The sequence below is a fragment of the Thermobacillus sp. genome (assembly GCF_003390775.1).
Taxonomy (GTDB): Bacteria; Bacillota; Bacilli; order Paenibacillales; family Paenibacillaceae; genus Thermobacillus; species Thermobacillus xylanilyticus.
Genome location: NZ_QEWA01000023.1, coordinates 21232 through 46845, shown reverse-complemented (window position 1 = coordinate 46845; position 25614 = coordinate 21232). Strand labels below are relative to the sequence as shown.

At 62.1% G+C, this 25614-nt stretch carries 31 protein-coding genes; 9 read left to right on the top strand and 22 right to left on the bottom strand.

Annotation, left to right across the window (positions count from 1 at the left end; all coding sequences use genetic code 11):
- Window positions 1-8: 8 nt before the first annotated feature.
- The 15 genes from C6W55_RS02335 to urtA all read right to left on the bottom strand — a co-directional run bounded on the left by C6W55_RS02335 (window position 9) and on the right by urtA (window position 11708).
- A complete protein-coding gene (locus C6W55_RS02335) occupies window positions 9-461 on the bottom strand; it encodes a S1 domain-containing RNA-binding protein (protein ID WP_286891255.1) in 453 nt (150 codons plus the stop codon).
- A 146-nt stretch (window positions 462-607) separates the two neighbouring features.
- Window positions 608-922, bottom strand: coding sequence for an FtsB family cell division protein (locus C6W55_RS02330; RefSeq protein ID WP_286891254.1), 315 nt, complete (start codon window positions 920-922; stop codon window positions 608-610).
- A gap of 12 nt (window positions 923-934) precedes the next feature.
- Entirely contained in the window at window positions 935-1537 is a 603-nt protein-coding gene (yabQ, locus tag C6W55_RS02325; RefSeq protein ID WP_286891253.1) for a spore cortex biosynthesis protein YabQ, read from the bottom strand.
- Window positions 1534-1815 (bottom strand): sporulation protein YabP, encoded by a 282-nt coding sequence (gene yabP, locus C6W55_RS02320; RefSeq protein WP_041854644.1) that lies wholly within the window; start codon window positions 1813-1815, stop codon window positions 1534-1536. The genes yabQ and yabP overlap by 4 nt, the downstream gene beginning before the upstream one ends.
- A 137-nt stretch (window positions 1816-1952) precedes the next feature.
- Window positions 1953-2231 (bottom strand): RNA-binding S4 domain-containing protein, encoded by a 279-nt coding sequence (locus C6W55_RS02315; RefSeq protein ID WP_015256436.1) that lies wholly within the window; start codon window positions 2229-2231, stop codon window positions 1953-1955.
- A gap of 3 nt (window positions 2232-2234) precedes the next feature.
- Complete coding sequence (locus tag C6W55_RS02310; protein ID WP_015256437.1) at window positions 2235-2507, bottom strand: HU family DNA-binding protein; 273 nt, start codon at window positions 2505-2507, stop codon at window positions 2235-2237.
- A gap of 180 nt (window positions 2508-2687) precedes the next feature.
- Window positions 2688-4169, bottom strand: coding sequence for a bifunctional methyltransferase/pyrophosphohydrolase YabN (gene yabN, locus C6W55_RS02305; RefSeq protein WP_286891252.1), 1482 nt, complete (start codon window positions 4167-4169; stop codon window positions 2688-2690).
- Window positions 4170-4324: 155 nt separating this feature from the next.
- The gene (gene spoVT / locus C6W55_RS02300; RefSeq protein ID WP_015256439.1) at window positions 4325-4867 is read right to left on the bottom strand and encodes a stage V sporulation protein T; all 543 of its coding nucleotides are present in this window, start codon (window positions 4865-4867) and stop codon (window positions 4325-4327) included.
- 924 nt (window positions 4868-5791) lie between these two features.
- On the bottom strand, window positions 5792-6112 hold the full coding sequence (locus tag C6W55_RS02295) for a PDGLE domain-containing protein (protein ID WP_286891251.1): 321 nt from the start codon (window positions 6110-6112) through the stop codon (window positions 5792-5794).
- Window positions 6109-6744, bottom strand: coding sequence for an energy-coupling factor ABC transporter permease (locus C6W55_RS02290; RefSeq protein ID WP_286891250.1), 636 nt, complete (start codon window positions 6742-6744; stop codon window positions 6109-6111). The genes C6W55_RS02295 and C6W55_RS02290 overlap by 4 nt, the downstream gene beginning before the upstream one ends.
- A gap of 44 nt (window positions 6745-6788) precedes the next feature.
- Window positions 6789-7484: an urea ABC transporter ATP-binding subunit UrtE gene (urtE, locus tag C6W55_RS02285; RefSeq protein ID WP_015256442.1), complete on the bottom strand. Its 696-nt coding sequence runs from the start codon at window positions 7482-7484 to the stop codon at window positions 6789-6791.
- Window positions 7462-8265 carry an urea ABC transporter ATP-binding protein UrtD gene (gene urtD, locus C6W55_RS02280; protein ID WP_286891248.1) on the bottom strand — a complete coding sequence of 268 codons (804 nt, stop codon included), beginning with the start codon at window positions 8263-8265 and terminating at the stop codon, window positions 7462-7464. The genes urtE and urtD overlap by 23 nt, the downstream gene beginning before the upstream one ends.
- A complete protein-coding gene (gene urtC / locus C6W55_RS02275; RefSeq protein ID WP_286891247.1) occupies window positions 8210-9358 on the bottom strand; it encodes an urea ABC transporter permease subunit UrtC in 1149 nt (382 codons plus the stop codon). Before urtC ends, urtD begins: the two co-directional genes overlap by 56 nt.
- 36 nt (window positions 9359-9394) lie before the next feature.
- Window positions 9395-10303 carry an urea ABC transporter permease subunit UrtB gene (gene urtB, locus C6W55_RS02270; protein ID WP_015256445.1) on the bottom strand — a complete coding sequence of 303 codons (909 nt, stop codon included), beginning with the start codon at window positions 10301-10303 and terminating at the stop codon, window positions 9395-9397.
- A 91-nt stretch (window positions 10304-10394) separates the two neighbouring features.
- Window positions 10395-11708 carry an urea ABC transporter substrate-binding protein gene (urtA, locus tag C6W55_RS02265; RefSeq protein ID WP_286891245.1) on the bottom strand — a complete coding sequence of 438 codons (1314 nt, stop codon included), beginning with the start codon at window positions 11706-11708 and terminating at the stop codon, window positions 10395-10397.
- A gap of 279 nt (window positions 11709-11987) precedes the next feature.
- On the opposite strand from urtA, the gene C6W55_RS02260 reads away from it, so the two are divergent.
- From C6W55_RS02260 to C6W55_RS02235, 6 genes are all read left to right on the top strand, one after another.
- The gene (locus tag C6W55_RS02260; protein ID WP_286891243.1) at window positions 11988-12197 is read left to right on the top strand and encodes a spore germination protein; all 210 of its coding nucleotides are present in this window, start codon (window positions 11988-11990) and stop codon (window positions 12195-12197) included.
- A 15-nt stretch (window positions 12198-12212) separates the two neighbouring features.
- Window positions 12213-12422, top strand: coding sequence for a hypothetical protein (locus C6W55_RS02255; protein ID WP_286891241.1), 210 nt, complete (start codon window positions 12213-12215; stop codon window positions 12420-12422).
- Complete coding sequence (gene gerPC, locus C6W55_RS02250) at window positions 12419-12751, top strand: spore germination protein GerPC (RefSeq protein WP_213484857.1); 333 nt, start codon at window positions 12419-12421, stop codon at window positions 12749-12751. Before C6W55_RS02255 ends, gerPC begins: the two co-directional genes overlap by 4 nt.
- The gene (locus tag C6W55_RS02245) at window positions 12741-13037 is read left to right on the top strand and encodes a hypothetical protein (protein ID WP_015256450.1); all 297 of its coding nucleotides are present in this window, start codon (window positions 12741-12743) and stop codon (window positions 13035-13037) included. Before gerPC ends, C6W55_RS02245 begins: the two co-directional genes overlap by 11 nt.
- Before the next feature lie 20 nt (window positions 13038-13057).
- A complete protein-coding gene (locus C6W55_RS02240) occupies window positions 13058-13756 on the top strand; it encodes a nucleotidyltransferase domain-containing protein (RefSeq protein ID WP_286891237.1) in 699 nt (232 codons plus the stop codon).
- 93 nt (window positions 13757-13849) lie between these two features.
- Window positions 13850-13951: a YjcZ family sporulation protein gene (locus C6W55_RS02235; RefSeq protein WP_213484856.1), complete on the top strand. Its 102-nt coding sequence runs from the start codon at window positions 13850-13852 to the stop codon at window positions 13949-13951.
- A 76-nt stretch (window positions 13952-14027) separates the two neighbouring features.
- Here C6W55_RS02235 and C6W55_RS02230 read toward each other — a convergent pair whose 3' ends face one another.
- Complete coding sequence (locus C6W55_RS02230; RefSeq protein ID WP_213485885.1) at window positions 14028-14489, bottom strand: Hsp20/alpha crystallin family protein; 462 nt, start codon at window positions 14487-14489, stop codon at window positions 14028-14030.
- 281 nt (window positions 14490-14770) lie between these two features.
- Between C6W55_RS02230 and adhE the strand changes: the two genes are divergently transcribed.
- Window positions 14771-17503 carry a bifunctional acetaldehyde-CoA/alcohol dehydrogenase gene (gene adhE / locus C6W55_RS02225; protein ID WP_286891234.1) on the top strand — a complete coding sequence of 911 codons (2733 nt, stop codon included), beginning with the start codon at window positions 14771-14773 and terminating at the stop codon, window positions 17501-17503.
- Window positions 17504-17580: 77 nt separating this feature from the next.
- Here adhE and C6W55_RS02220 read toward each other — a convergent pair whose 3' ends face one another.
- Window positions 17581-18537 (bottom strand): LysR family transcriptional regulator, encoded by a 957-nt coding sequence (locus C6W55_RS02220; protein WP_286891233.1) that lies wholly within the window; start codon window positions 18535-18537, stop codon window positions 17581-17583.
- On the opposite strand from C6W55_RS02220, the gene C6W55_RS02215 reads away from it, so the two are divergent.
- Window positions 18523-18747 (top strand): hypothetical protein, encoded by a 225-nt coding sequence (locus C6W55_RS02215; RefSeq protein ID WP_213485899.1) that lies wholly within the window; start codon window positions 18523-18525, stop codon window positions 18745-18747. The genes C6W55_RS02220 and C6W55_RS02215 overlap by 15 nt on opposite strands.
- Before the next feature lie 81 nt (window positions 18748-18828).
- Here C6W55_RS02215 and C6W55_RS02210 read toward each other — a convergent pair whose 3' ends face one another.
- The 4 genes from C6W55_RS02210 to pth all read right to left on the bottom strand — a co-directional run bounded on the left by C6W55_RS02210 (window position 18829) and on the right by pth (window position 24519).
- A complete protein-coding gene (locus C6W55_RS02210) occupies window positions 18829-19968 on the bottom strand; it encodes a peptidylprolyl isomerase (protein WP_286891230.1) in 1140 nt (379 codons plus the stop codon).
- Window positions 19955-23506 carry a transcription-repair coupling factor gene (gene mfd, locus C6W55_RS02205; RefSeq protein WP_286891229.1) on the bottom strand — a complete coding sequence of 1184 codons (3552 nt, stop codon included), beginning with the start codon at window positions 23504-23506 and terminating at the stop codon, window positions 19955-19957. The genes C6W55_RS02210 and mfd overlap by 14 nt, the downstream gene beginning before the upstream one ends.
- Window positions 23507-23663: 157 nt before the next feature.
- The gene (fin, locus tag C6W55_RS02200; protein ID WP_015256458.1) at window positions 23664-23894 is read right to left on the bottom strand and encodes an anti-sigma-F factor Fin; all 231 of its coding nucleotides are present in this window, start codon (window positions 23892-23894) and stop codon (window positions 23664-23666) included.
- Window positions 23895-23958: 64 nt separating this feature from the next.
- On the bottom strand, window positions 23959-24519 hold the full coding sequence (pth, locus tag C6W55_RS02195; RefSeq protein WP_015256459.1) for an aminoacyl-tRNA hydrolase: 561 nt from the start codon (window positions 24517-24519) through the stop codon (window positions 23959-23961).
- A gap of 92 nt (window positions 24520-24611) precedes the next feature.
- On the opposite strand from pth, the gene C6W55_RS02190 reads away from it, so the two are divergent.
- A complete protein-coding gene (locus C6W55_RS02190; RefSeq protein ID WP_015256460.1) occupies window positions 24612-24851 on the top strand; it encodes a hypothetical protein in 240 nt (79 codons plus the stop codon).
- Between the two features lie 67 nt (window positions 24852-24918).
- Here the strand turns inward: C6W55_RS02190 and C6W55_RS02185 are convergent, their stop codons facing one another.
- Window positions 24919-25557 carry a 50S ribosomal protein L25 gene (locus C6W55_RS02185; RefSeq protein WP_015256461.1) on the bottom strand — a complete coding sequence of 213 codons (639 nt, stop codon included), beginning with the start codon at window positions 25555-25557 and terminating at the stop codon, window positions 24919-24921.
- Between the last annotated feature and the right edge of the window lie 57 nt (window positions 25558-25614).

Here is a 25614-nt window from a genome sequence, read left to right as displayed (position 1 = left end):
CGGCTGCCTCAGCCGCGTCTCGATCCGCGGCCTCCGCGTTTGCCTTCCGTGTTCTTCTTCAGGGAGGAAATCCGTTCCTCACTGTCTCTCAAGAACCGGGACATTTTTTCTTCGAAGGACATTCTGCCGGGAGCCGATCTGAACCCGCCGCGACCACCCGGTCTGCGGTCGCCGCCGGGACGTCCTTGCCGGTCGCCGCGTTGCGGAGGAACATAGCCTTCCGGACGATCGATGGCCTGCTTGATCGACAGGCCGATCTTGCCGTCCTTGTCGACGTTGATGACCTTGACCGTGACGATGTCGTTGATCTTGAGGTGGTCGTTCACGTCCTTGACATAGTGGTCGGCAATTTCCGAAATGTGCACGAGCCCCGTGACACCGTCAGCCAGATCGACGAATGCCCCGAAATTGGTAATGCCCGTTACTTTGCCCTCTAACTTGGCTCCCACTTCAATTGCCATGAATAAGATTGGCCTCCCTAATGATTAGATCAAAGAAGAACACTTCCATACGCTTGGGGCACGGCTGACTCGGGCTCCAGCGAAAGGCTGTTCTATCCGTGATTATAACCGAACGCCGTATGCAAAACAACAGCGGCCAGCGGCGCTCAGTCGCCGCTTTCCGTCACCTGGATCGGCTGTTCTCCGGGCATGGTGAGGCCGTTTTTCCGGGCAAGTTCCTTGATGTATTCCGGGTTGCCCAGCCGTTCGATCTCGAACTCGAGTTCGGCCTGGCGCTGCTCGGCTGCCGCGACCTGGTCCTGCAGCGCTTTCAGTGTCTGGATTGTCTCCAACCGGGCCTCAAGCTGCTGAACGGATGTATAGACCGCCCACCCCATGAACGAGGCGACGATCAGAAACCAGAGCCGCAAACGCCGCTTCATGCCCGTTCGGGAGGGAGTATGCTTTCGGGCATCCGCCACGTGCCGTACCTCCTAAGATCGTCTGTTCCGCCAATGGCGTATCATGGCAGCCAATCTTTCTGTCAGCGGCGCAAGTCCCGCCGCTTTCGCCCACCTCGCCGCCGTCTTCCTGATCGGGAGCCATACGGGCCGCGCGAGCCGGGCGATCAAGCCAAGTATTGGATTTAATAATTGTACCATAAACCGGAACAGATACATAGAGGCTCCAGAGACTAGTCTGAAAATCCCATTTGAAAGCCGAACCAGCCATCGCAGCGGCCGGACGACGAGCACATCCGCGGTGCGGACGGCAAGCCGCCAGAGCCGGCGGACGGCCGCGGCCAGCAGCCGGTACAGGCGGATGACCGGTCCGCTGAGCAGCCAGAAATAGAAGGCCAGCCCGATGAAAAACCCGAGGAAGACGGGCAGCCGCACCTCGCCTTCGTTGACCGTCAGCAGCACGCGAAAAACAACCAGCGTGGCCAGCAGCCAGTACAGGAGGTCGAACACGGGAATCCACAGCCGGCCGGCGTTCAGCTCGCGGGCCGCGACCCGGTAGCCGTCGAAGGCCGCACCCATGCCGATGCCGGCCAGCGCCACATAAGCGAGCGTCAGAAACTGGACCTGCAGGCTCACTTGAACAACTTCCCGAAGAAGCCTTTGGATTTGTCGACGGACGCGCCGTCGAGATAGGCGATCGTATGGATCGCGCCTTCGATGGCGACGAGCCCCTGCTCGAGGCTGAGATGTTTCATGTGCAGGTTCTGACCGCGCACGGTCAGGAAGCCGAGCTCGGTATCGAGCAGGAACTCCTCGCTGTCGAAGCTCTCCACGTTCCGGATGCCCGTGATCTCCAGCACTTTGCGGTTCAACATTTTGATTTCCTGGCGTTTCGCTTTCGTCTGTTCCATCATCATGGTCTGGCCTCCTCCCTTACCACCATGGATATGGAAGAAGGACAAGATTTAGAACAGGTCGGACAAGAAGGAAAGACCGCCCCCGGACGCCGCGGTCCGCGGCACCGAAGACGGCCTTCGTTGTCGGTGAAGCCTTATTGCTCTTCCTCTTCGCCTTCCCGGCGGAATTCTTCACGCAGCAAGGTGTAGAGTCCGGCAGCATCGTCCTTGCGGGTCGTCTCGGCGAGCCGCTCGACCCGGACCGTCACCGTCTTCTGGCCGAACTGGATCGTCAATTCGTCGCCAACCTTGACCGTGCTGCTCGGCTTCGCCTCGCGGCCGTTGATCCAGACGCGCCCCTGTTCGGAGACGTCCTTCGCCACCGTCCGCCGTTTGATCAGCCGGGATACTTTGAGGAATTTGTCCAGCCTCATGTATTACTTTACGGCTTCTTTCAGCTTGTTGCCCGCTTTGAACGCCGGGACTTTCGATGCAGGAATCTCGATCGTCTTGCCCGTTTGCGGGTTGCGGCCCTTGCGGCCGTTGCGCTGACGCGTCTCGAACGTGCCGAAACCGATCAGCTGAACTTTGTCCCCGGATTGCAGCGCTGCCGTCACTTCACCCAGAAAACCGTTCAGCACCGTCTCGACGTCGCGCTTCGACAGCCCGCTCTTCGCGGCAATGTTGTTGATCAGATCCGTCTTGTTCATCTACTCACAGCCTCCTGATTTCCTTCATCATAATAGTGTCCCGCACGGAGAAGTTGCCGCTCCGCGGCGGAATTGCAAAGCATCCGCATCTTCTATTCTTTCCGGGAATGGGAAAATCCTGCCGGACCGCGTGATTTTTTTCGATTTATCGGGGAAAACGCGGGAAAAAGTCGAAAAGTCCTAGTTCTTACGTTTCGCCTCTTCCCACCATTGGTCCATTTCCTCTAGATTCGTTTCCCCGAAAGTCTTGCCGTTCTTCCTGAGCTGCTCCTCGATATAGGCGAATCTGCGGCTGAATTTCGCGTTCGTCCGGGCGAGCGCTTCCTCCGGGTCGGCGCCGATGAACCGCGCGGCGTTGACGGCCGCGAACAGCAGATCGCCGAGCTCCAGCGCCTGCTCTTCCTTGTCTTTCCCCGCCGCGACCGCTTCGCGCAGCTCCCCCAACTCCTCGCCGATCTTGTCCAGCGCCGGGCCGATCTCCGGCCAGTCGAATCCGACTTTGGCCGCCTTCTTCTGCAGCGCGTACGCCTTCATGAGCGCGGGCAGATCGCGCGGGATGCCGTCCAGCACGGACGACCGCTCCGAGAGGCCTTTCCGCCGCCTCTCCTCCGCTTTCATCCGCTCCCAGCTCGCGAGCGCCTCTTGCGCGTTCGCCGCGCCGGTCTCGCCGAAAACGTGCGGATGCCTGAACAGCAGCTTCTCGTTCAGCGACTGGATGACGTCGTATACGTCGAACGTGCCGTTCTCCGCTTCCATCTGGCTGTGCAGCATCACCTGCAGCAGCACGTCGCCGAATTCTTCCTGCATGCCGACGGGATCGTCGTTGTCGATCGCCTCGATCGCTTCGTAGGTTTCCTCGATGAAATTTTTCCGGATGGACCGGTGCGTCTGCTCCCGATCCCAGGGACAGCCTTCCGGGCTGCGGAGGATGGCAACGATCTCATGCAGCCGGTCGAACGACCGGTTGCGCAGCATCGGATCGTCGGACTTCGGCAGCCAGACCAGGGTCAGGTTGCCGTATTCCTCCAGCCGGTCCAGGTCGTGCAGCGGCACGGTCTCGATCCGCTCCTCGCCCGGAACGCCCAGCGCGTGCCCGACCGTCACCGGGTGATCGTCCGGGTAACGCTCCATCAGCGACAGCTTGACGTCGGACGCGGTGAACTTGTCGTACACCTGGGCGATAACGGTATGCAGCTCCGGCCGGAGCAGGGAAGGCTTCACGTCCGCCGCGTCGAGCAGCTGGAATCCTTCGATCGGATCGAAGCCGAGCCGGATGAACGCCTGGTCGAGGAAGCTTTCGCCGCCGACGATCTCGAGTGCTATGCCGGCGCCGCCGCACCGCTCGGAGAGCAGCCGCACCGTCCGCTCGGCCACCATCGGATGGCCCGGCACCGCATAGAGAAGCGGCTGCCCGTCCGCCTGCGCCAGCCGGATCAGCTCGTCCGCGATCCGCTCGTACACGTCCGGGAACGAATCCGACTGTTCGTAGAAATGATCGAATGATTCGAAAGCCAGCCCGTGTTCGGTGAGCTTCCGGACCGCGGGATGGCTTGCGGTCCGCACATAGCGCCGCGGCGTCTCCTGCAGCCGCCGCCAGACACCCAGCGTAATATGGTCTTCGCCGCCGGAACCGATTCCGGCGACGATGATGGTCGGTGACATCGCGCCTGTGAGTCCTCCTTCCGAAGCGGCCCGCAGGCCGCCGATCACCATTATAACCCATCCGCGCCGGAATTGCCTCTCCGGTCGCACAATAAAAGCTCCCCCTTGCGCCGGTTGCCGCTTGGGGAAGCTTGTTGTCCAGGAAAGTTTGTCGCTTATTGCTCCATCTGTTTTGCCAGGAAACCGGCGGCTGTCTCCGCCATTTTCGCTTCCATCTGTCCCATCTTCACGCCTTCGTCCTTGCTGACAAGCACGACGGCTCCGATCGGGTCGCCGCCGGCGATGATCGGTGCGGCCGCCAGGGAGCTGAACTGGTCTTCCGTGTCCTTGACCAGCTCGAAACGGCCGCCGTTCGGCTCGAGAACGGGCTTGCGGTTCTCCATGCTCTGCTCAAGCAGCGAGCCGACCGGTTTGTCCAGAAATTCTTTCTTCGAGGCGCCGGCCACGGCGATAATCGTATCGCGGTCGCAGATCAAAGCGATATGTCCCGTGCTCTCATACAGCGATTCGGCATATTCCTTGGCGAAGTCGCCAAGTTCCCCGATCGGGGAATATTTCTTCAGGATGACTTCGCCGTCGCGGTCGACGAAGATCTCCAGCGGGTCGCCTTCGCGTATTCTCAGCGTGCGGCGGATTTCCTTCGGAATCACGACACGGCCGAGGTCATCGATCCGGCGGACGATACCTGTTGCTTTCATGTCTGGATGCCCCACTTTCGCTCTAGATTTGGATTCGACAGAAGGCTGCGGAGACAATCGGGACGAGAGACCCTGGCATATGTTACACCGCCTGCCAGGCCGACGCGCGGCCATTTGCGGCACCATGAGCCAGAAGCGATCTGACCATAGTATTCAACTGCTCCCAGAACCTTATGCGCTTGCCCGAATCGTCCTGAATCCGCCAATCGTTCGGCGCTGGGGGCAGCCGCCCGTCGATTTCCGCCGGATGTTCCGGCACGAAAAAGGCCGGCCAGGCCGTGCGCGCCTGACCGGCCGGTCGGGGCCGGGTCCCGTGATTCTGTTATGCGGCATGCGAGCTGCAGCAGCGCGGCCACGCGAACCGCTGTAACGTGGTATGCACGTTACAGCCTCGTCGGAGGGGCCTCGCGAGCCGCTGTAACGTGGTATGCACGTTACAGCCTCGTCAGAGGGGCCACGCGAACCGCTGTAACGTGGTATGCACGTTACAGCCTCGTCGGAGAGGCCTCGCGAGCCGCTGTAACGTGGTATGCACGTTACAGCCTCGTCGGAGAGGCCTCGCGAGCCGCTGTAACGTGGTATGCACGTTACAGCCTCGTCGGAGGGGCCACGCGAGCCGCTGTAACGTGGTATGCACGTTACAGCCTCGTCAGAGGGGCCACGCGAGCCGTTGTAACGTGGTATGCACGTTACAGCCTCGTCGGAGGGGCCACGCGAGCCGTTGTAACGTGGTATGCACGTTACAGCCTCGTCGGAGGGGCCTCGCGAGCCGCTGTAACGTGGTATGCACGTTACAGCTTCGTCGGAGAGGCCACGCGAGCCGCTGTAACGTGGTATGCACGTTACAGCCTCTTCGGAGAGGCCTCGCGAGCCGCTGTAACGTGGTATGCACGCTGCGCCTGTCGGCCAATCCGACCTTCAAGCCTACCGACGCTTACCCGCCAGCGCGCGCAGCGCGGTCCACAGCAGGACCGCCATGACGACGGCGCCGATGAGGCCGGCCAGCCCCGTCCGGACGGCTTCCCACGGAATGCCGGCGACCTCGTAGCCGGGCATCGGCGACAGCGAATGGACGGCGGCCTCCCGCCCGAGGAAACCGAGATCTTCGGCGACGCGCTCCAGACCGTCGGGATGGCCCGAAGCCCACGGGGAGGCGAGGCCCGCCGCAGCCAGCGTGAGGACGGCCAGCACCGCCCATTTGCGCCGGCTGCCCGTTACCTTGTATTCCGGGCGCCTTCCGTTCATGCGAACGCACCTTCCCGCGCCAGGGAAGTCCCGCGCTCCGTCAAATAGGCTGCCGCAGCCATCGTGATCAGCCCTTCGCCGATGCCGATGAGCGCATGCCAGCCGAGCATCGCCGGCAGCGCGGCGCCGAGCGGCGCGGCGCCGGACAGAGCCAGCAGCAGCGCGACGCCGCAGGAGGCCGCAACGATGGACACCCACGCCGCGGCGAACGACGCGGCGGCCTGCAGCCTGCCCTTGAGCAGCCTCAAGCCGGCCTGATAGACGCCGTAACCGGCGAACGAACCGATGATTGCGGTGCACAGGATGTTGGCCCCGAGCGCGGTGATGCCCCCGTCATGGAACAGGACCGCCTGGACGATCAGCACGGCCGACATGATGACGGTGGCCGCCCACGGTCCGAACAGCATGGCCGCAAGCGCGCTGCCGAGGAAATGCCCCGATGTCCCGCCGGCAATCGGGAAGTTCAGCATCTGCGCCGCGAAGATGAACGCCCCGGCAAGGGCGGCCGCCGGCACCTGCGGCTGCGCGAGCGCCGTCCGGGTCCTGCGCAGCGCATAGCCCGCGGCCGCCGCTCCGGCAACCGTCGTTGCCGTCCACACTTCCATGCTCAAATATCCGTCCGGTATATGCATGTAAGTCATTCCTCCCTGTCAGTTTCTCATTGCGCGGACTTCTTTTATACCGCCAAATGCCGCTGCACGACGTCCTCGGTAAGCTCCGCCGCTTCTCCCTGCCAGACGATCATGCCCCGGTCCATCATGTAGAAGTAGTCGCCGACGCTGCGCACGAACTCGAGGTCCTGCTCCGCCAGCAGAATCGCCATCCGGCCTTCGCGCTTGATGTCGCGGATGACGGCGCGGATCTCCTCGACGATCGACGGCTGGATCCCTTCGCACGGCTCATCGAGCAGCAGCAGATCCGGCTGCGGCGCAAGCGCCCGCGCGAAGGCGAGCTGCTGCTGCTGGCCGCCGCTCAGGTCGCCTCCGCGCCGCCCGTAGAGCGAGGGCAGCGCCGGGAAGCGCGCGAACGCTTCCTCCGGAATCGTCTTGAGCCGTCCGCCGGCGGCCTCCAGACCGAGCAGCAGATTGTCGTACACCGAGAGCAAGGGGAAGATTTCCCGCCCCTGCGGCACGTAGCCGATGCCGCGCCGGGCGCGGACGCCCGGCGGGCGGCCGGCGAGCTCCTCGTCCTTGAACCGGATGCTGCCCTTGCGCGCCTTCAGCACGCCCATGATGCCCCGCATGAGCGTCGTCTTGCCGACGCCGTTGCGGCCGAGCAGGCAGACGACCTGCCCCGGCTTCACATCCAGTGACACGCCGCGCAGGATGACGGTGCCGCCGTAACCCGTCTCAAGCTGTCGAACGGTCAGCATCGGCATCCCGCCTCCGTCCGAGGTAAACTTCCATCACGCGCTCGTCGTTCTGCACCTCGTCCACGGACCCTTCCGCCAGCAGCCGGCCTTCGTGCATGACGGTGACTGCGCTCGCGAAATTCCGCACGAACTCCATGTCGTGCTCGACGACGATGACCGACTGCCTGCGCGCAATCTCGCGCAGCAGGATGCCCGTCTTCTCCGTCTCCCGGTCGGTCATGCCCGCCGCCGGCTCGTCGAGCAGCAGCACATCCGGCTCCTGCATGAGCATCATGCCGATCTCCAGCCACTGCTTCTCGCCGTGGGAGAGACTGCCGGCCAGGCGGCCGGCTTTCGCTTCCAGCCCGATCATCTTCAGCTGCGCCGCCATGCGGTCCTCGTCTTCCGACCTCATCCTCGCCGTCAGCGTCGCGAACACGCCCCTGTTCTGGCGCATCGCGATCCCGAGATGCTCGCGCACCGTGAGCGACGGGAAGATCGACGGCGCCTGGAATTTCCGCCCGATGCCGAGCTCCGCGATCTGGTGCTCCCGCTTCCGCGTCAGATCGATTTCGCCCCGGAACAGGACGCGGCCGGACGCCGGCTTCACCTTGCCGCAGATGACATCGAGCAATGTCGTCTTGCCCGCGCCGTTCGGCCCGATCAGGAAGCGCAACTCACCCTGCCGGAGCGTAAAATTCATTCCCTGCAGCGCTTTGAATCCGTCGAAATCGACGACGACCGCCTCACACCGCAGAATGTCGGACGCCTTCCGTGCCCCCGGCTTCTGCGCCGGCCGCATTTCCAAGTCCGTCCTTGCTTCCAATTCCATCGCTCTCATCGCTTCTCTCCCTCCTTCTTCGCAGCGCCGCCGGCAAACCGGCAATGCCGGCCAGCCCGCGCGGCATGAATACGACAACCGCGACGAACAGCAGCCCGATCAGCAGCGTCCACAATTCGGGATACGATTCGCTGAGCACGCTCTTCGCTCCGTTCATCAGGACGGCGCCGAGCACCGCGCCGATAAGCGTGCCGCGGCCGCCGATCGCCACCCACAGCACCATCTCGATGGACGGCACAATGCCCATCATCGACGGGGAAATGATGCCGACATGCAGCACGAACAGCATGCCCGCCAGGCCCGCCAATCCGGCAGAAACGCAGAACGCGGTCATCTGGTACAGAGCCGGGTTGTAGCCGATGAACCGCGCCCGGTTCTCCCCGTCCCGGATCGCGCGCAGCACGCACCCGAACCGGCTCCCCGTCAGATACCGGCAGAGGGCGAATGCGGCAAAGAGTACGACGGCCGTCAGCAGGTACAGCCACACCTTCGTCTGCGGATCGGCGAGTTTGAATCCGAACAGCCTGCTGTACCCGGTGATGCCGTTCGTCCCGCCCGTGTATGCCTGCTGGCCGACGAACAGCGTCGTCGTGATGATCACCAGCGCCTGCGTCAGAATCGTGAAATAGACGCCCTTGATCCGGTTGCGGAACGTGAACCAGCCGAGCAGCAGGGCCAGCGCGACCGGCAGCAGCACCCCGGCCAGAATCGCGAAGGCCGGAGATTCGAACGGCCGCCAGAACCACGGCAGCTTCGTCAGCCCACTCCAGCTCATGAAATCCGGCAGCTTGCCGCCGGAAGCCGCAAGCTTCAGATGCATCGCCATCGCGTAGGCGCCGAGACCGAAGAAGACGCCGTGACCGAGGCTGAGGATGCCGGTATATCCCCAGATCAGGTCGAGGCCGAGCGCCGCAATGGCGAGCGCGAGGAACTTCGCCAGCAGGTTCAGGCGGAAGTCATTCAGAACCAGCGGCGCGCACAGCAGCGCGGACACTGCCGCCGCGTATCCGACGAGCAGCCAGATGCGCCGGGGCGTCCAATAGGCAAAAGGCATGACGCTTCACCTCTCGTTTCCGGTTTTGTGCCCGCATCAGGAATCGAGCGAACGCGTCCGCACGGCGATGATCCCCCGGGGTTTCCATTGCAGGAACAGCACGACGGCCAGGAAGACGAGCACCTTGCCGAGCGATGCGGTCGTCCAGAATTCGAACAGCGTGTTCGCCATGCCGATGCCGAGCGCGCCGAGCACGGTGCCGATCAGCTTGCCGACGCCGCCGAGTACGACGACCATGAACGCGTCGACGATATAATAGGTGCCGATCGACGGACCGATCGGGCCGATCAGCGTGAGCGCGCATCCGGCGATGCCGGCGATGCCGGAACCGACCGCGAAGGTGAGCGCGTCGACGCGCCGGGTCGATATGCCGAGGCAGGCCGCCATGTCGCGGTTCTGCATGACCGCCCGCATCCGCCGTCCTTCCGCCGTGCGGTAGATGTAAACGTACATGAGGAGCAGCACGACGGCGACCAGCGCGACGATGAACAGCCGCTTGTACGGCAGCACGACGCCTTCCATTATCGTCCATCCGCCGTTCAGCCAGCCTGGACTCGTCACCGCAACGTTCGGCGCGCCGAAGATCGAGCGGGCAACTTGCTGCAGCGCGAGACCCACTCCCCAGGTCGCCAGCAGGCTGTCCAGCGGGCGGCCGTAGAGAAAGCGGATCAGCGACGACTCCAGGAGCAGTCCGAACAGGAAGCAAACAAGAAAGCTGACCGGGATGGCCAGCGCGAAGTACCAGTCGAACATCTCGCCGGGCAGCGCCGCACGGAAGATGTTCTGCGTGACAAACGCCGCGTACGCGCCGATCATGATCATCTCGCCATGCGCCATGTTGATGACGTTCATCAGTCCGAAGGTGACCGCAAGTCCGAGCGCGATGAGCAGCAGGATCGAGCTGACGCTGATGCCGTTAAACAATTGAAGCAGCATCACTTCCATGGTTATCCCCTCCGGCTGTCAGGAATCCGGCTGTCGGGAAAAGGAAGCGTCCGGGAAAACCGGACGCCCCCTTCCGGGCTGCAGCCCGCGATCATTCTTCGGCCAGACCGGCCGCCCATTCGTATCCGGTCAGGTACGGATCGGGTTTCACGGGTCCGTCCGTCGCCCACAGTTCCTTGAACATGCCGTCCGCCTGCACTTCGCCGATGCGGACCGTCTTGTAGATGTGCTGGTTGTCGCCGTCGATCGTCACTTTGCCTTCCGGCGCGCTCCACTCGATGCCCTTCGCCGCTTCCCGGACGGCGTCGACGTCCGTCGTGCCGGCCTTCTCGACGGCGGCAGCCCACAGGTACACCGCGATGTAGCCCGCTTCGATCGGGTCGGCGGTGACGCGGTCTTGACCGTACTTCGCCTTGTAAGCTTCGACGAATGCCTTGTTTTCCGGCGTGTCCGTCGTCTGATAGTAGTTCCATGCCGCCAGATGGCCTTCCAGCACGTCGGCGCCGATGCCGCGGATCTCTTCCTCGGCGATCGATACGGACAGCGTCGTCAGATCCTGCGCCGTGATGCCGGCATCCTTCAGCTGCTTGAAGAACGCCACGTTGCTGTCGCCGTTCAGCGTGTTGTAGACGACGTCGGGGTTCGCCTGTTTGATTTTGCTGATGATCGTGCTGTAGTCGGTATGGCCGAGCGGCGTGTATTCTTCGCCGACGACTTCGCCGCCTTCGGCCTTAAGCTGCGCCTTGATGATCTTGTTCGCCGTGCGCGGGAATACGTAATCGGAGCCGAGCAGGAAGAACTTCTTGCCGCGGTTCTCCAGCAGCCACGTGACCGACGGCACGATTTGCTGGTTCGTCGTCGCGCCGGTGTAGAAGATGTTCGGCGAAGCTTCCAGTCCCTCGTATTGCACGGGGTACCAGAGCAGACCGTTCAGCTCTTCGAATACCGGCAGCATCGCCTTGCGGCTTGCCGAAGTCCAGCCGCCGAACACCGTCGCGACCTTGTCTTCCGAGATCAGCTTGCGCGCTTTCTCGGCGAACGTCGGCCAGTCGGACGCGCCGTCTTCAATGATCGGCACGATCTTCTTGCCGAGAACGCCGCCCTTCGCGTTGATCTCTTCGATCGCGAGCAGTTCCGCGTCCTTGACGGACACTTCGCTGATCGCCATCGTGCCGCTGAGCGAATGCAGGATGCCGACCTTGATCTCGCCCGCGTCGGCGTCTCCGCTCTCGCCGGAGGATTCCCCGCCCTCGGCCGATTCGTTCGAAGAACCGCCGCCGGAACCGGACGCCGAGCTTCCTCCGGATCCCGCGTTTCCGCCGCCTCCGCCGCAGCCTGCCAGCACCAGCGTGAAGGCAAGCACCAGCATCATCGTCGAAAGCCAGATCCTCTTCCGATTTCTCATCTTCCCACTCCCTGATATGTCATATTTCCGAACGTTGTTTCTCTTCATCTGGTTAACGTTCGTAAATCCAATTATAGTTACACCATTTTTCCATGTCAATATATATAACATATTATCGCCATAACCACTTTTAATCAATCTTTATGTTAGATTATATTACTCAATAATGTAATGTTAAAAGGGGTGTCCGTCCGAGACCGCGTCTCAAGCCGGCAACAGGAAAGAGCGGTAACGTTCGCGCCTCCGGGCCATATGATGAAATGACTGGAGGGGTGATAAATGCCCACCGTTAACAACATTTTCAATCTGAAAATCACCAGCGTGTCCCACAACGGTTCGATCAATTTCGGCAACACGCTGCACAGAGGAATGACCGTCGACCAGAAATTCAACGGCAGCACCGTGCTGATCGGAGACGGCAGCCTGAGCTTGAACCGCATTCTGAGCAATGTAACCGATCCCGATCTGCAGGACCAGGTCAACACTTGACGGGCGGTGCGCGGCATGCAAATCAATATCGGCATCATCAAGATCAACGTCATCACGAACGTCGGCTCCTTCAATGTGGGGAAGACGATTCTGTGCAACAACCGTTCGACGGTTACGGTGCAGCCCGGTCCGGAGGACGCGGGCGGCGGCACCGGCGCGGAAGGAACCGCCGAACCCGGCGGGCCGCAGCATGAACCGATGCAAAGGAGCGACAATGCGCCATGAACACGACTTCAGAGGATCAAATTCGAACGCTGGAAGCGTGCGTGCGTCTTCTGGAGAACCAGCTTCGGGAGCTGGAGGACCGGCTCCGGCAGGCCGAGGACGAGCTCCGTGCGCTGAAGACGGAGGCCGGCCAGGTGAGGCCGATCCGCATCGAAGCGATCAATTACAAAGTGCAGGAACTGGTCGTCAGCGAGCTGTCCGGAACGCTGCACGTCGGCCTTACGGCGCTTACCGATTCCAAGTCGCTGGATAAGATCGTGAACGGCGGAGAGGCCGTCTCGCTGGAGAACCTGACGAACGAAAGCGGGGCCGGGACGGATGGCGGATAACAAAACCTGCCTCCGGTGCGGGGCCGTTTTCGAGGAGGGAAGCCATTATTGCACCAGGTGCGGCGCGCCGGTCGTGAACCGCTGCACCGACCCGGGTGATCTGCTGAACGATCCGTGCGGACATATCTGCGGCCCCCGGGACGCGTTCTGCTCGAAATGCGGCTCGGAGACGACCTTCAAGAAAGCCGGGCTCATCCATTCGCCCTACACGGAGAACAAGGTGCTGTACAAGAACCATCTGGACGACATGAGCTGGCTGCTTCATCCGTTTTTCACCAAGTGGTAAGCCCCGGGAGGAGATCAACCATGCGCCCGTCTCCGTTTGAAGCCGCTGCACAGTATGTTGCCGCCGCGCATCCCGGCTGCCTGCTTGCCGTTCTCGGCGGGAGCGCGGCGCGCCGGACGCACGGCCCGGATTCCGACCTCGACATCGTCGTCGTGGAGCGAGGAGAAAGCGAACTGTTCCGCAGAGTCGTCCGCTTCCGCGGCTGGATCGTCGACTGCTTCATTCTGACCGATTCGGACTACCGGGAAATCTTCGACGCGGGCATGCAGGAAGCCAATCCGTCCCTGCAGCGCATGATCGCCGAAGGGACGGTGATCCGCCGCACCGAGCGGGGGCTGCAGATCGTGGAGGAAGCGCGCGCCGATCTCACGTTCGGGCCGTTGCCCTGGTCTCCCGATGAGATCGACGACGCGCGGAACCGCCTCTCGGAAACGGCGGCCGACCTGCTGCGGTCCCGCTGCCGGGACGAGCGGCGGTTCATCGCGAGCCGCCTCGTGCTGCTCGCCGCCGAATTTCTGCTCCGGACGGGGCGCCGGTGGATCGGCGAAGGCAAGCATCTGTACCGGTGTCTGCGCGAATTCTCGCCCGAGTATGCCGCGAAGCTGAGCAGCGCCCTGGAAGCGCTGAACGCGCACGACGATCCCGCGCCGCTGATCGCCGTCTGCCGCTCCATCCTGGAGCCGTTCGGCGGCGAGTTGATCGTCGGGTATGAAAGATGACGCGGAACAGTTGTTACCGGGACATCCGCACAATACATCAGGCCACAGACCGCATACGTTAGTAGTGCAGTTCATCAGGAAGGAGGTCATCCGATGAGCTACGCGGGCAAAACGGGTTTCTGGTACACGTCGGCCGGCGTCATTCTGGTCCTGTTCATTCTGCTGGTCATCGTCTCCCGGCCTTTCCTCTACTAGTTCAGAGGGAGCGGAGACGCAAGCGGCCGGCCGGGCTTCAATCCCGGCCGGCCGCTTTTCCTTCTGCGCGCCGTCTTTACCCGCCCACATAGAGCGGATAGAACGGCTCCCTGGTCTTGGGCAGGCGAAGCTCCAGAATGCCGCCCTTGAACGTCGTCCGGGCCTTCCTCGGGCTTACGGCTTTCGGCAGCGGAATTTCCTGCTTCACCCCGGACGGCAGCTTGATCCGCACCTTGTGGCAGCTGATCGACATCTCCAGCTCGCGGGGATTGAGATCCTCCGGCAGCCGCAGGCGCACGATGACGCTGCGATGCGTCTCGAACGTATCGTAGTTCAGCGCGCTGCCGAAAACGGAATTCGGAAACTTCGACTTCATCTCCTGATCAATAAACCGGTTGATCGAGTTCTGCACGACGTCCGAAAGCCAGGAGGAGTCGACGATGCCGGCGCGGGTGAAGTCTTTGGGCAGAAACGGGAACGCCTCCAGCATCGCTTTCTCAAAGGCATCCCATTGTTCCGCCGGCGTCTGCTGCTTCATGGTCCGCGCTCCTTTCCCTGTGTCGCCTGGTCTGCTACAGCATATATCGAATGGGCGCGGTCGGTGCATGGCTCCCCCTCCCACGCGCTTCAGACACCCGCGGCAGCCAGATCATGAACTCACATAAAATGAACGAATAGTTCGAATTATTCGTCAGGCATGTCGATCCGCATATATCGATATGCCTTTTTTGCATCTACTGCGGGTTCGGCAAAGTATGTTACAATTTTCACAAAGTTACTCCGCAAAAAAATTCCCCTGAAAAAAAGGAGGAGAGAACCATGGCGGAAACCGTTTTGCACCGGGAACCCGTCGACAGCGCGGAAAAGCTGGAACGGGCGCTTGGCCGGCTGAGAAAGGCGCAGGCCCTTTTTGCCTCCTACACGCAGGAGCAGGTGGACCACATCTTCCTCGCCGCCGCCACCGCGGCCAACAAGGCGCGCATCCCGCTGGCGAAAATGGCCGCGGATGAGACGGGAATGGGCGTCGTCGAAGACAAAGTCATCAAGAACCATTACGCTTCCGAATACATCTACAACGCCTACCGCGACGTGAAAACGTGCGGCGTCCTGGAGGAAGATCCCGCCTACGGCATCAAAAAGATCGCCGAACCCGTCGGCATCGTCGCCGCGGTCATCCCGACGACCAACCCGACGTCGACGGCCATCTTCAAATGCCTGTTGGCGCTGAAGACGCGCAACGGCATCCTCGTCAGCCCGCACCCCCGGGCGAAAAACTGCACCATCGCGGCCGCGAAAATCGTGCTGGACGCGGCGGTGGAAGCGGGCGCCCCGGAAGGCATCATCGACTGGATCGACGCCCCTTCGCTGGAACTGACCAACCTGCTCATGAAGGAAGCGGATCTCATCCTTGCCACCGGCGGCCCGGGCATGGTGAAGGCGGCCTATTCCAGCGGCAAGCCCGCCGTCGGCGTCGGCGCGGGCAACACGCCGGCCGTCATCGACGACAGCGCCGACATCAGGCTCGCCGTGAACTCCATCATCCATTCCAAAACGTTCGACAACGGCATGATTTGCGCTTCGGAGCAGGCGGTCATCGTGCTGGACGGCATTTATGACAGGGTGAAAAAAGAATTTGCCGACCGCGGCTGCTGCTTCCTGGATCCGGACGAAACGGAGAAGGTGCGCAAAACACTCTTCATCAACGGCGTCCTCAACGCCGGAATCGTCGGACAGCCGGCGCACCGGATCGCCGAAATAGCCGGCGTGAAGGCGCCGGAAGCGGCCAAAATCCTGATCGGCGAAGTGGAGCGCACCGATCCGTCCGAGGAGTTCGCCCGAGAGAAACTGTCGCCCGTCCTCGCCATGTACCGCGCGAAGGATTTCGCCGACGCCCTGGACAAAGCGGAGCGGCTTGTCGCCGACGGCGGCATGGGCCACACCGCGGCGATCTATCTCGACCCGGTCGGCGCGCGGGACAAACTGGACGCCTTCACCGCCCGCATGAAGACGTACCGCATCCTGGTCAACACGCCGTCGTCCCAAGGCGGCATCGGAGACCTGTACAACTTCAGGCTGGCGCCCTCCCTCACCCTCGGCTGCGGTTCCTGGGGCGGCAACTCCGTCAGCGAGAACGTCGGGGTCAAGCATCTGCTCAACATCAAAACCGTCGCCGAAAGGAGAGAAAACATGCTCTGGTTCCGGGCGCCGCAGAAAGTGTACATCAAACGGGGATGTCTTCCCGTCGCCCTTGACGAACTGAAGACCGTCATGGGGAAAAAGCGGGCGTTCATCGTCACCGACCATTTCCTTTACAAAAACGGTCTGACGAAACCGGTCACCGACAAACTGGATGAACTCGGCATCGCCCACGCCACCTTCTTCGAGGTCGAGCCCGACCCGACACTGGCCTGCGCGCAGGAAGGCGCAAGACAAATGGCCGCCTTCGAACCGGACGTCATCATCGCCGTCGGCGGCGGTTCGCCGATGGACGCGGCGAAAATCATGTGGGTGCTGTACGAGCATCCGGACGCCGACTTCATGGACATGGCGATGCGGTTCATGGACATCCGCAAGCGGGTGTACCGGTTTCCGCTGATGGGCCGGAAAGCCGCATTCGTCGCCGTTCCGACGACGGCGGGCACCGGTTCGGAAGTGACGCCGTTTGCCGTCATCACCGACGAGAAGACGGGCATCAAATATCCGCTGGCGGACTACGAGCTGATGCCCCACATGGCCATCGTCGACGCGGATCTGATGATGCACATGCCGAAAGGCCTGACAACCGCTTCCGGCATCGACGCCCTCACCCACTCGCTGGAAGCGTACGTCTCCATGATGGCGACCGACTACACCGACGGCCTGGCGCTCAGGGCGATCAAGCTGATCTTCGACTACCTGCCCCGCGCGTACGAGAAGGGCGCCGGCGATCCGGCCGCCCGGGAGAAAATGGCCGACGCCGCCACCATCGCCGGCATGGCGTTCGCCAACGCCTTCCTCGGCATCTGCCATTCGCTGGCCCACAAGCTCGGCGCGGCGTTCCGTCTGCCCCACGGCATTGCGAACGCGCTCCTCATCACCGAAGTGATGCGCTACAACGCCGCCGAGGCGCCAACCAAGATGGGGACGTTCCCGCAATACGACCATCCGCGCACGCTCAGGCGCTACGCCGAAATCGCGGAATTTTTGAACCTGCCGGGCGCCACCGACGAAGAGAAGCTGGAAAGCCTGATCCGCAAAATCGAGGAGCTGAAGGAAAAACTCGGCATCAAGAAAACGATCCGCGACTACGGCATCGACGAGGAAGAATTCCTGGAAAAGCTGGACGACCTGGCCGAGCAGGCCTTCGACGACCAATGCACGGGCACGAACCCGCGCTACCCCCTCTTCGCCGAACTGAAACAGCTGTACCTGAACGCCTACTACGGCACGCATGAAGGTGCGGCAAACCGGGCAGCCGGGGGGCATGCGGCCGGCGCGGCCGAACGCGCGGCCGCCGGCAGACCGGCAAAAGACGCCTGCGCCGGAATCGTCCGCCGGGAAGGAGGTGAGTGACCGCGCAGCCGCAGCGGAACGGGGCGTCTCCGGTTCCGTCGAAGCCGCCATGGGCGGCGTCGTGGACCGGAGCCGCCTCAACCCGGCGTTCGCGTCCCGTCCCGCATGCGGCGGTCGAGATCGTCCCGCACCCGATACAGCTCCTCAAGAAAGAGGCGATCGGCTTCCGACAGTTTCCGGTCCTCCCGGTAAATGAGCACATCGCGGAAGACGGGGGAAGACGCTTTGCAGCGGATCTGCACGAGCCCGTACCTTCTCAGCAGATCGTCCGGCATGGGCGAAAACCACATGTAGCTGGACGGGTCCTGGTGCAGCAATTCGATCTGGCTACCCCGCTCGGAGACAAACACCCGCCGCTTGCTGATCACGATCCGCTCTTCCTCCGGCCGGCGGTCTTCCCGGGCAAGGGAAGCCGCCCTCAGGTCGCCGTACAAAATTTCCGTGCCGGCTTCCAGTTCCCCCGCGGTGACCGTATCCTTCGACGCCAGCGGATTGGTGCGCGATATCAGCACGCGGCCCTCGAACTCCCACACCAATTCACGCTTCAGCCGGCGGCCGAGCAGTTGCTGGAGATAGCGTTCCTGGCTTTTCAGGCAGCGGACGATGCCCAGGTTGTAGTCGCCTTCCTCCACCCGCTTGATCGTGTTGAGGGAACTCGATTCGCGGAACTGAATGTCCAGCTCCTTCGTCTTGTCGAGGCGGACGACAAACCGCGCGAACGCCTGGGAAATGTAGCCCGACCGCGGCGCGCGCAGGCTGAAGGAAATCTTGTTGCGCCGGTCCTCGCGGCAGAAAGATTTCATTTCCTCGACTTCCCGGATGATCCGCCGGGCGTATTCGATGACGGCTTCCCCCTGCTCCGTCGGCACGATGCCCCGCGGCGTCCGCCGGAAAATATCCGTGCCGACTTCCGCTTCGACTTCCCGGATCGCCTTGCTCAGGTTCGGCTGGTTCATGAACAGGTTTTCGGCGGCCAGCGAGATGGAGCCCGCCTTGGCCACCTCGACGATGTATTTCAAATGCTGCAGATTCATCGGGATCTCCCCGCTTATCTCTGCCCGAACGACGTGATTTCCCGCCGCGTTTCGATGGCTTCCAACACGTTCATCATCAATACCTCCCCTGTTTCGTTCATTTCCCGTTCCTCCAGGCCGAACCGCACCGGCTCCGCAAAAGGTCAGCATCCATCTTACACCAAAATCCGGGCGAAAAAAGTAAAAAAGATCACTGGGCAAGCTGCGTAAAAAAAACGGACTCCGCACTTCACGGAGCCCTGACGATACCTTTTTGTTATTTTCATGGTCTGCTTGTCCGCTTTGCGCGCCTTACTGCGCCGTTTCGCCCCCGGCGTCGCCGCCGTTTTCGCCGCCTGCATCATCTTGCGGGGCTTCGCCATCGCCGCCCGCTTCGCCTTGCGGCTCTTCGCCGCTTCCGTCTTCGGCCGGCGTCTCTTCCTGCGGCAGGCTGATCTCGATCCCGAGTGCTTCGAGTTCCTTCTCCATCTCTTCATTCAACTTCGGAGCCGCAAGCGACTCGCGGATCGCGTCCTTCTTGTCCTGGGGCAGCTTGTCGAACGTCATTTCTTCACGCTTCTCGACCTTGATGACATGGTATCCGTAGCTCGTGAGCACCGGCTCGCCGATGACGCCGATCGGCTGGGTGTTGGCCGCCTGCTTGAACTCTTCGACCCAGTCGCCCGCCTTCGCGTCCGCGTACAGTCCGCCGTTGTCCTTCGAACCCGGATCGTCGGAATATTCCTTCGCCAGCTCATCCCAGCTGCCGCCCGCGATCAGCTTCGCCCGCGCTTCCTTCGCGCGCGCGAGCGCTTCTTCCTCCGTCCGCTTCTCTTCGCCCGTCGCCGAATCGGTGGTCGCGACCAGAATGTGGCGCACGGTGACGATGTTGTAGTCGGACGGAGCCTTGTCGAATTCCGCCCGGATCTCGTCTTCCGTTACGGCATTCTTGATCTCCTGAAATTTCTTGTCGATGGCCAATTCGCCCGAAATGAGCATCTTCAGCAGCCGTTCCGCTTCCTTGCTCGTCAGGCCCGACTTGTCTAGAATTTGTTTAATGCTTTCCTTCTGCGCCTCGTCCTTGAGCACCTCGTCAAGCTGTCCCCGGAACGTAGCGGCGGACTCTTCGGCCTGCTTCACATCGTCGGAGGTCGCCTTGGCGGCGTATTCCTTGTAGATGATGTACCGCTCGAGAACCTGCTCTTTGTATCCCGGAATGTACTCGATATACATCGCCTCCATCGGCGACGTCAGTTCGAGCAGCGAGAGATACTTGTTGAATTCGGTATCCGTTACGGTCTTGCCCTGGTAGGTCGCGACCGGATCGCCCTTGCCCTCGCCGGGCACGCCGCCGTCATCCTTGCCGCCGCAGGCGGCCAGCGTTCCCGCGAGCGCGCAAGTCAGGGCAAGCGCGGCAAGACGCCTGATCGCGTTCCGTCTATTGAGCCACATCTTGTAGTTCTCCTTTCGGTTTGAGCGCTTCTTCATATTGTATCAGAAATTGCTCCAACATCGCCAATTTGGCGCCGTCCGCAAGTCCCTGGCCGCGCATCAGGAGGGTCGGCTGCGACCCTTGCTGCACCGTCTGCCGGCTGAACCGGTTCTCGAACTTGAAGCAGAGTCTGTCGATCTGCTTCTTGTCCATGCGCTCCGCTTCGGCCGGTGCGAATTTCAGGATAAAATCGTCACCGCGCTGCGTGATCTGTTCAATGCCGCATCTGCGCCCGTACGCTTTCAGCCGGGCGACCGCGAGCAGATTCTCGACCGCTTCCGGCAGGTCGCCGAACCGGTCGACCAGTTCTTCGCGCAAGTCGTCGGTCTCCTCCGGCTCCCGGATGACCGCGACTTTCCTGTAGATCTCGATCTTCTGCATGCTGTCGTAAATGTAGTCCGACGGCAGATACGCATCCATGGCAAGGTCGATCGCCGTATTCACTTCCCGGACCTCCGGCTCCGGCTGTCCGAGCAGCGATGCCTTGCGCTTCGCGATTTCTTCCGCGAGCATCTGCGAATACATGTCGAACCCGACGGAGGCGATGAAGCCGTGCTGTTCCGCGCCGAGCAGGTTGCCGGCGCCGCGGATCGCGAGGTCCCGCATCGCGATCTTGAACCCGGAGCCGAGCTCGGTGAACTCGCGGATCGATTGCAGCCGTTTCTCGGCCGCCTCGTTCAGCACCTTGTCGCGCCGGTAGGTGAAATAGGCATAGGCGATCCGGTTCGAGCGGCCGACCCGTCCGCGCAGCTGATAGAGCTGCGACAGCCCCATCTTGTCGGCGTCATGGACGATGAGCGTGTTCACGTTCGGAATGTCGACGCCCGTCTCGATGATGCTGGTGCTCACGAGCACGTCGAACTCGCCGTCGAGGAAATCGAGGATCGTCTTCTCGAGTTCCTGTTCGGACATCTGGCCGTGGCCGACGGCGACGCGGGCGTCCGGTACGAGCGCCGAGATCTGCTCGGCCATCTGGTAGATGCCCTGCACGCGATTGTACAGGTAGTAAACCTGCCCGCCCCGCGCAAGTTCGCGCTCGATCGCTTCCCGCACGAGCGACGGGCTGTATTCGACGACATAGGTCTGCACGGGAAAACGGTTCTCGGGCGGCGTCTCGATCAGCGACAGATCGCGGACGCCGAGCATCGACATGTGGAGCGTCCGCGGAATCGGCGTCGCGGTGAGCGTCAGCACGTCGACGTTCGTCTTCAGCCGTTTCAGTTTCTCCTTGTGGGTGACACCGAAGCGCTGCTCCTCGTCGACAATCAGAAGCCCGAGATCCTTGAAAACGACGTCCTTCGAGAGCAGCCGGTGCGTGCCGATGACGATGTCGACCGTTCCGGCCTTGAGACCCTTGATCGTCTCCGTCTGATCCTTGCGCGAGCGGAAACGGCTGAGCACCTGCACGTTGAACGGATAGCCCGCGAACCGCTCGCGGAACGTCTCGTAATGCTGCTGGGCAAGAATCGTCGTCGGCACGAGCACCGCCACCTGCTTGCCTTCGATGGCGGCCTTGAACGCGGCGCGGATCGCCACCTCCGTCTTGCCGTAGCCGACATCGCCGCAGAGCAGCCGGTCCATCGGCCGCGGCGATTCCATGTCGCGCTTGATCTCCTCGATGGCGCGCAATTGGTCGGGCGTCTCCTCGTAAGGGAACATCGCCTCGAACTCCTGCTGGTACGGCGTATCCTTCTGGAACGCATGCCCCGGCGTCGACTGGCGCTCGGCATACAGCCGCACCAGATCTTCCGCAATGTCCTTGACGGACGAACGGACCTTGTTCTTCACCCGGTTCCATTCGTTGCCGCCGAGCTTGTAAATCTTCGGCTCCTTGTCCTCGCTGCCGACATATTTCTGGATCAGGTCGATCTGGTCGATCGGCACGGACAGCTTGTCGCCGCCCGCATACAGAATGTGAAGGTAGTCCTTGTGCACGCCGCCGATCTCGAGCGTGCCGATGCCGATATATTTGCCGATGCCGTGGTTCTGGTGAACGACGTAGTCGCCGACTTTCAGCTCGGTGTAGCTCTTGATCCGCTCGGCATTGTCGATCTTCCGCTCGACCCGCCGCGCCTTCCGCTGCTTCTGCGAGAACATCTCGCCTTCGGTGATGACGACCAGCCGCACGGAAGGCAGCTCGAACCCGCTCTGCAGGTTCCCCTGGATGAGCATCGGCGGCTCGATGCCGTAGTCGCGCAGCACCCGCTCCATCCGCGCCATCCGCTCGGCGCTGCCCGCGAGCATCATGATCGTCGAGCCCGCCTTGCGCCAGCGTTCCGTCTCCGCCTTCAGCACGTTCATCTGGCCGTGGAAATTCTGCATCGCACGGGTGACGATGTTGACGATGTTCTGCGGCTGCGTATGCGGCACCTGCCGCAGGAACAGCTGCAGATAGAGCGTCTGGAACGGCTGCCTGAACAGCGAGGCTTCCGCCTCCAGGCCGGTGACGAAGCCCGGCAGCGTCTTGCCGTTCGACAGGAGCGCCGTCGTCCATTCCGCCTCGTCCCGCTCCAGCTGCTTCGACGTCTCGATCAGCCGCGTCGGCTCGTCGAGCACGAGAATCGTGTCCTGCGGCATGTAATCATGAAGCGTCTCCCGCTCCGGGAAGAGCAGGGCGATATATTTGTAAATCTCGGGAAAATAGACGTGCTGCCGCAGCTTCTCGATCTCCTCGCCGATCGCTTCCTCAAGCCGCGACTTCGCCTGCCTGTCGGTCATCTTCTGAAGCTGCGCCTCGAGCAGCTCGAACGCATGCTGCGCCGCATTCTTCATGCGCTGCTCGTCCGCGACGATTTCCCGGCAGGGCGTGACGACGAACGACTGCATCTTGTCGATCGACCGCTGGTCGGACGGATCGAACGTGCGGATCGAATCGATCTCGTCATCGAACCATTCGACACGGATGGCCGTCTCGCTCGTCAGCGGGTAGAAGTCGACGATGCCGCCGCGGACGCTCATTTCGCCCTTGCGCTCGACGCGGTCCGTCCGCTCGTAGCCGAGCTCGACCATGCGGCGCAGGAACGCCTCCATCGGCAGCTTCTCGCCGACCGCAAGCGGAATGCGCGCCTCCGCCAGATAGGCGCGGGCCGGCTGGAAGCGCCGCAGGCCGCTGTACGGCACGACAACAATGCCGCGGAATCCCTGGGTCAGCCGGATGAGCACGTCCATCCGCTGCGCCATCGTCTCCGGACTCGAGATGGCCGCTTCCGCGGCGACAAGCTCGTTCGCCGGGTAGAGCAGCACCTCGTCCCCGGACAGACATTCCTGCAGATCTTCCGCGGCCTTCTGGGCGGCAAACATATTGTGCGTGACGATCAGCATCGGGCGCTTCAGCCCGCGCCGGATCGCAGCAAGCATAACCTGCCGGGACGAGCCCGCCAGGCCGGATATCATCTGTTCGCGCATGCCGCTGCCGATGCCGTCCATTACCAACCGGACATCGGGATCGGCAGCGAAAGCCTCGATCAGTCTTTCCAACTTGTGGCACCTGCTTTCCATATGAACCGGGTACGCTTACAAATTCCGGGTTCGTCCAACAGGAAAAGAGCCTCGGCGCATTTCGCCGAGGCTGTCTCAAGGGAGGACAACCGCTGTCCGGCAGCGCCGGCGATCGTCCGCCCTCCTGCTTAAGCTCGATTCGGGGAACGCGCCCCCGCTATTGCAGCGGGCTCTCGATCAGCAGCAGCTCCGGATTCGCCTCCAGCGCTTCGCGGCAGTAATCGCAGATCACTCTGACGGTTACATTGCCCGCCGCGTCATACGCTATTATATCGCCCCGTTCTTCGGGGGTCAAGAAATGAAAGCCCAGCGCCGCCTCGCTCAGATCGTCCCGGTCGAGCGATCCGAGCGGCGTCCGGCAGTGCCGGCAGACGTAGTTCACAGCCATCGTATGCCTCCTGAAGAACCGGTATGTCACCATTATGCCCGGTTTTCGGGAGAACTATCGGCTGCTATCCGTTGAATTTCGCCATCGCCTTCTCAAAAGGGTGTTCGAGCGCATATTCTACCGCATCGCAAGCGGCTGCGATCATCGTCTTCAGCTGCTCCGCTTCCGCCTTGTCGAACGGCGAGAGCACGTAATCGACAATCTCGCGTCCGGGAGCCGGGCGGGAGATGCCCATCCGGATCCGGTTGAACTGCTGCGTGCCGAGATGCTGGATGATCGACCTCACGCCGTTGTGGCCGCCCGAACTGCCCTGATAGCGGAGCCGGATTTTGCCGAGCGGCGTATCCAGATCGTCGTAGACGACGATCAGATCGGCGATGTCCGCCTTGTAGAAATCGAGAAACGCCCGGAGTGATTCCCCGGACAGATTCATGTAGGTCATCGGCTTCAGCAGATGCACCTTCTCGCCCTTGACATGGCCTTCCCCGACAAGCGCCTTGAACTTGCTCTGCGTGACGCTGATATTCCACCGGCGCGCGAGCTCGTCGATGACCATGAAGCCGACATTGTGCCGGGTCGACTGATAGGCTGGCCCGGGATTGCCGAGTCCGACGATCCATCTCATCGTGCGCCTGTCCCCCTTCCCTGACCAGAAGATATCGGCCGCCCTGCAACGATTCGATCGTCTAAATTGTCATTATAGGTAGAGGTGATCGCATGGTCAACGAAATGTTGTCGAGAAGCGCGCTGTTTGTCGTGTACGAGAACGGACAGAGGCTGCATGAAGACCAGCATTTCCAGGATCACATCGACCATGGCGTGCCGATTCAGATCTACCTGGGAGGCGTTCATCAGGAGATCGGATTTGTCGAATGGTTCAACAGCCGTTCGGTCCGCGTCAACAACATCGACTTCGACCGGAACGTGTTCACCTTCGTCTCGCGTCCGGGTTATTGAGCGTCCGGCCATAAAACGAAGCTGCCTGCCGCTGCGGGCGGACAGGCAGCTCGCTGCCGTTCGGTATTCAGGATCGTGCCGCCGTTTTCTCTTCTGCGCCGCTGCGGTCCGTCTCCGCGGCATTCGCCTCCGGTTCGGCCGGTTCCGCGTCATCTTTCTGCGGAGCGAGCACCGTCACGACGACAAGCGACGGGTCGGTCTTCACGAGCACGCCCGGCGGAACCTTGAGGTCGCGGACGACGAGACTGTCTCCGAGCTTAAGCCCCGAGACGTCCACGGGAATCGCGTCCGGAATGTCGGCGGGCAGACATTCGATCTCCAGCTCGTGCAGCAGCATCTGAACGATGCCGCCTTCCTTCTCGGCCGGCGATTCGCCGGCCGGTTCCAGGGGCGCGTGCGTGCGCACGGGCGTCTTCAGGTCGATCTCGCGCAGATCGATGTGCAGCACGTTGCGCGTCAGCGGATCGCGCTGCACGCCGGCCACCATGACCGGTCTCGTGTCCGAACCCGCCATTTCAAGATCGAGCACCGCGTTCGGATGATGGCGGAGCAGCGCCAGCAGCTCCTTCTCCTCGACGGCGATCGGCGTCGAGCCGCTCGCCTTGCCGCCGTACAGATTGCCCGGCACTTTCCCCTGATCGCGCAGCCGGCGCAGTTCGCCCTTCGGGCGCGTCGGCCGCTCTTCCGCTTTGATCGTCGGCGTCATAGGGAAACCTCCTTCGCACAGGTTTCCCTATAGTGTTCCCTTTTCCAGCCTTCACCA

Excerpts from the sequence above, each read along its gene's own strand:
- C6W55_RS02335 (WP_286891255.1), bottom strand. The coding sequence starts at position 461 with ATGGCAATTGAAGTGGGAGCCAAGTTAGAGGGCAAAGTAACGGGCATT.
- yabP (WP_041854644.1), bottom strand. The coding sequence starts at position 1,815 with ATGATGGAACAGACGAAAGCGAAACGCCAGGAAATCAAAATGTTGAAC.
- C6W55_RS02315 (WP_015256436.1), bottom strand. The coding sequence starts at position 2,231 with ATGAGGCTGGACAAATTCCTCAAAGTATCCCGGCTGATCAAACGGCGG.
- C6W55_RS02310 (WP_015256437.1), bottom strand. The coding sequence starts at position 2,507 with ATGAACAAGACGGATCTGATCAACAACATTGCCGCGAAGAGCGGGCTG.
- yabN (WP_286891252.1), bottom strand. The coding sequence starts at position 4,169 with ATGTCACCGACCATCATCGTCGCCGGAATCGGTTCCGGCGGCGAAGAC.
- spoVT (WP_015256439.1), bottom strand. The coding sequence starts at position 4,867 with ATGAAAGCAACAGGTATCGTCCGCCGGATCGATGACCTCGGCCGTGTC.
- C6W55_RS02295 (WP_286891251.1), bottom strand. The coding sequence starts at position 6,112 with ATGAACGGAAGGCGCCCGGAATACAAGGTAACGGGCAGCCGGCGCAAA.
- C6W55_RS02290 (WP_286891250.1), bottom strand. The coding sequence starts at position 6,744 with ATGCATATACCGGACGGATATTTGAGCATGGAAGTGTGGACGGCAACG.
- urtE (WP_015256442.1), bottom strand. The coding sequence starts at position 7,484 with ATGCTGACCGTTCGACAGCTTGAGACGGGTTACGGCGGCACCGTCATC.
- urtD (WP_286891248.1), bottom strand. The coding sequence starts at position 8,265 with ATGCGGCCGGCGCAGAAGCCGGGGGCACGGAAGGCGTCCGACATTCTG.
- urtC (WP_286891247.1), bottom strand. The coding sequence starts at position 9,358 with ATGCCTTTTGCCTATTGGACGCCCCGGCGCATCTGGCTGCTCGTCGGA.
- urtB (WP_015256445.1), bottom strand. The coding sequence starts at position 10,303 with ATGGAAGTGATGCTGCTTCAATTGTTTAACGGCATCAGCGTCAGCTCG.
- urtA (WP_286891245.1), bottom strand. The coding sequence starts at position 11,708 with ATGAGAAATCGGAAGAGGATCTGGCTTTCGACGATGATGCTGGTGCTT.
- C6W55_RS02260 (WP_286891243.1), top strand. The coding sequence starts at position 11,988 with ATGCCCACCGTTAACAACATTTTCAATCTGAAAATCACCAGCGTGTCC.
- C6W55_RS02255 (WP_286891241.1), top strand. The coding sequence starts at position 12,213 with ATGCAAATCAATATCGGCATCATCAAGATCAACGTCATCACGAACGTC.
- gerPC (WP_213484857.1), top strand. The coding sequence starts at position 12,419 with ATGAACACGACTTCAGAGGATCAAATTCGAACGCTGGAAGCGTGCGTG.
- C6W55_RS02245 (WP_015256450.1), top strand. The coding sequence starts at position 12,741 with ATGGCGGATAACAAAACCTGCCTCCGGTGCGGGGCCGTTTTCGAGGAG.
- C6W55_RS02240 (WP_286891237.1), top strand. The coding sequence starts at position 13,058 with ATGCGCCCGTCTCCGTTTGAAGCCGCTGCACAGTATGTTGCCGCCGCG.
- C6W55_RS02235 (WP_213484856.1), top strand. The coding sequence starts at position 13,850 with ATGAGCTACGCGGGCAAAACGGGTTTCTGGTACACGTCGGCCGGCGTC.
- C6W55_RS02230 (WP_213485885.1), bottom strand. The coding sequence starts at position 14,489 with ATGAAGCAGCAGACGCCGGCGGAACAATGGGATGCCTTTGAGAAAGCG.
- adhE (WP_286891234.1), top strand. The coding sequence starts at position 14,771 with ATGGCGGAAACCGTTTTGCACCGGGAACCCGTCGACAGCGCGGAAAAG.
- C6W55_RS02215 (WP_213485899.1), top strand. The coding sequence starts at position 18,523 with ATGCTGCAGATTCATCGGGATCTCCCCGCTTATCTCTGCCCGAACGAC.
- C6W55_RS02220 (WP_286891233.1), bottom strand. The coding sequence starts at position 18,537 with ATGAATCTGCAGCATTTGAAATACATCGTCGAGGTGGCCAAGGCGGGC.
- C6W55_RS02210 (WP_286891230.1), bottom strand. The coding sequence starts at position 19,968 with ATGTGGCTCAATAGACGGAACGCGATCAGGCGTCTTGCCGCGCTTGCC.
- mfd (WP_286891229.1), bottom strand. The coding sequence starts at position 23,506 with ATGGAAAGCAGGTGCCACAAGTTGGAAAGACTGATCGAGGCTTTCGCT.
- fin (WP_015256458.1), bottom strand. The coding sequence starts at position 23,894 with ATGGCTGTGAACTACGTCTGCCGGCACTGCCGGACGCCGCTCGGATCG.
- pth (WP_015256459.1), bottom strand. The coding sequence starts at position 24,519 with ATGAGATGGATCGTCGGACTCGGCAATCCCGGGCCAGCCTATCAGTCG.
- C6W55_RS02190 (WP_015256460.1), top strand. The coding sequence starts at position 24,612 with ATGGTCAACGAAATGTTGTCGAGAAGCGCGCTGTTTGTCGTGTACGAG.
- C6W55_RS02185 (WP_015256461.1), bottom strand. The coding sequence starts at position 25,557 with ATGACGCCGACGATCAAAGCGGAAGAGCGGCCGACGCGCCCGAAGGGC.